Raw genomic sequence first — 2829 nt, forward strand, 5'->3', positions numbered from 1 at the left:
CCCGACCGCGAAGGCGGCCTCACCCCGGCCGAGCGCGCCACCGCCGAGGTCCTCGTCCGGGGAGCCGCGCGGCTGGACGTCGAGCTGATCGCCCTGCTGCCCACCGGATCACCCCCGCTCCCACCACCCGCCACCACCCACCCGCACGACCACGAGCCCCCGCAGGAGCTCCTCCGCGCCTGCGCCGCCGTCGTCCACCGCGGCGACCCCGCCACCACCTCCGCCGCCACCGCCGCAGGCCTGCCCCAGCTCGTGGCCCCCGGCGGCGCCTGGGACGAGCCGAACCTCGCGGCCCTGCTCGCCGACCGGGGCGTCGCCCTCGTCCTGGACCACACCCGCCCCACCGAGGACGCCGTCGCCGAGCACCTCCTGCGCCTGCTCGACGAACCCGCGTTCACCGACCGCGCCCAGGCCCTGCGCGCGGACGTCCTCGCCCAGCCGACCCCGCACGACGCCGTGCACCGCCTCGAGGACCTGGTCGCCGAGCGCACCGGACGGGTGGTCCCGTGGGCGCGCGGCGCGCGGCCCGGTCGAACGGCGGCCCGGCGCTGAAAACGGTTTCCCGTGAAGGCCGGGTGAGTTTCCCGCGCGCATTTCCGCATCAAGCGGACAGAGCGGAGCACTTTTCCGGAAAACGCGCCCGCGCACCCCGCCCACACTTTCGGGTAACGCGAAGTGCGTTTTCCCCGCCCCTCTGTGAGACTCCCGATTCGCCGCAAGCCGACGCGGTTTCCCCGAGGCCGGGTGATCGTCGCGAACGGGCCGCCGAGTGGGCGCGGTGGTGGACCCGCCGACCGCGTCCCGACACCGAGAGCGAGCACCGACGTGGCTGACCGAGCAGAACCCGCGCTGGTCCCGTGGGTGGTGTCCGGGAGCGCCCCGCTCACCCTGCGCGCCAACGCCGTCGCCCTGCAGGCCCACCTCGTCGGTGACCGGTTCTGGACGCCCGGCGGAGTCGGCCGCTCCCTCGCCGCGCGCCCGGCCGAGGCGCACCGCGCCGTGCTGCTGTGCCGGGACCCCGCCGACTTCCTGGCCGCGCTGACCGAGCTGGCCTCCGGCACGCCGTCCGCGCGCGTGGTGACCGCCGCCCCGTCGACCGGCCCCGGCCCGGTGCTCGTCTTCCCCGGCCAGGGCCCGCAGTGGCCGGGCATGGCCGCGCTCGCCGACGCCGAACCGGTGTTCCGCGCCGCGCTCGTGGACTGCTGCGCGGCGTTCGCGCCGTTCCTGCGCCGCCCGCTGCCCAGCGTCCTGGACGAGCGGACCGAGCTGGAGGCCCCGGACCTGGTGCAACCGGCCCTGTTCGCGGTCATGGTCGCCCTCGCCGCGCTGTGGCGCTCGCGCGGCGTCGAGCCGTCCGCCGTGCTCGGCCACTCCGCGGGCGAGTTCGCCGCCGCGCACGTCGCTGGTGCCCTGCCCCTGCCGGAGGCGGCGCGCGCGCTCGCGCTGTGGAGCCGCGCCCAGACCGAGCTGGTCGGCCGCGGCGAGATGGTCGCCGCCGCGCTGCCCGCCGACGAGGTCCGCGCCCTGCTGCCGCGCTGGGCGGGCGCGCTGGACGTGGCCGCCACGAACTCCCCGCGCTCCACCGTCGTCGCGGGCGACCGGGCCGCCGCACTGGACTTCCTGGCGCACTGCCGAGGGTCCGGGGTGCCCGCGCGCAGGCTCGCGGTCGGCCTCGGCGCGCACTCCGCGCACGTCGACGCCCTGCGCGAGCGCCTGCTGACCGACCTGGCCCCGATCCGCCCGCGCGAGACCGAGATCCCGCTGCACGCGTCGTCCACCGGGGCCCTGGTCGACGGCCGGGCCCTGGACGCCGCCCACTGGTACGCCAACCTGCGCGGCGAGGTCCGCTTCGCCGCCGCCACCCGCGCCCTGCTGGACGACGGCCACCGGGTGTTCCTGGAGGTCGGCCCGCACCCGGTCCTCGGCCCGGCGGTGCTGGAGACCGCGCACGACGCGGGCGTCCCGGACGTCGCGGCGCTCGCCACGCTGCGCCGGGGCGGGGACGGCGAGGAGGACTTCCTCACCGCGCTGGCGGAGGCGCACGTGCGGGGCGCGGACGTCGACTGGACCCCGGTCTTCGCCTCGGACCACCCGGTCCACCTGCCGGAACCCACCAGGAGCAGGCACGCCGCGGAACCGGACGCCGACGGGGGCGCCACCGGGGAGAGCGCCGGACCGGAGACCGACGAGCGGCGGACCGGCGAGTTGTGCGCAGACGAGCTGCGGGCCGACGTCCCGAGCGGCCCGGTTCCGCAGGTCGACGCACCGGAAACCCCCGCGCCCCCACCGGTCCGGGATGGCGAGCGCGACCTGCGCGACCTGGTCCGGGCGCACCTCACCGCGCTGCTCCCCGCCGGATCACCGCCCCCCACCGACACCACGAGCGTCTGGGAGCTGGGCCTGGACTCCGGCGCGGCGATCCGCTTCCGCGACCGGATCACGGCCGCCACCGGCGTCCCCCTGCCCGCGACGCTCCTCTTCGACCACCCCACACCGGCCGACGTGGTGACGGCCCTGATCGCCGCCACCGCACCCCCGCCGCGCACCGCCGAGGACGACCCCGTCGCCGTGGTCGCCGTGGCGGGCAGGTTCCCCGGCGGCCTCCACCCCGGCGCCCCGCTGACCACGCCCGAGCCGGACCCCGAGGCGTTCGACCCCGAGGCGTTCGACCCCGCCCCCTTCGGCCTCACCCCGCACGAGGCCGGGTCGCTCGACCCCCGCCACCGCCACCTCCTGGAAACCACCTGGGAGGCCCTCGAACGCGCGGGACTCCCCCCGCTGTCCCAGGGCGACCAGCGGATCGGCGTGTTCGCCCGCGCCGCGCTCCCC

The 2829-nt window shown here is 77.8% G+C and carries 2 protein-coding genes; both read left to right on the forward strand.

Annotated elements, in window-relative coordinates; all coding sequences use genetic code 11:
• The coding region (locus ACTUAL_RS08700) for a glycosyltransferase (RefSeq protein ID WP_440899890.1) at positions 1 to 552 on the forward strand (552 nt) is incomplete at its 5' end.
• Positions 553 to 825: 273 nt separating this feature from the next.
• Positions 826 to 2829, forward strand: a 2004-nt coding sequence (locus ACTUAL_RS08705) for an acyltransferase domain-containing protein (RefSeq protein WP_440899891.1), incomplete at its 3' end; no start/stop codon positions are given.

Source organism: Actinosynnema sp., from assembly GCF_052038725.1.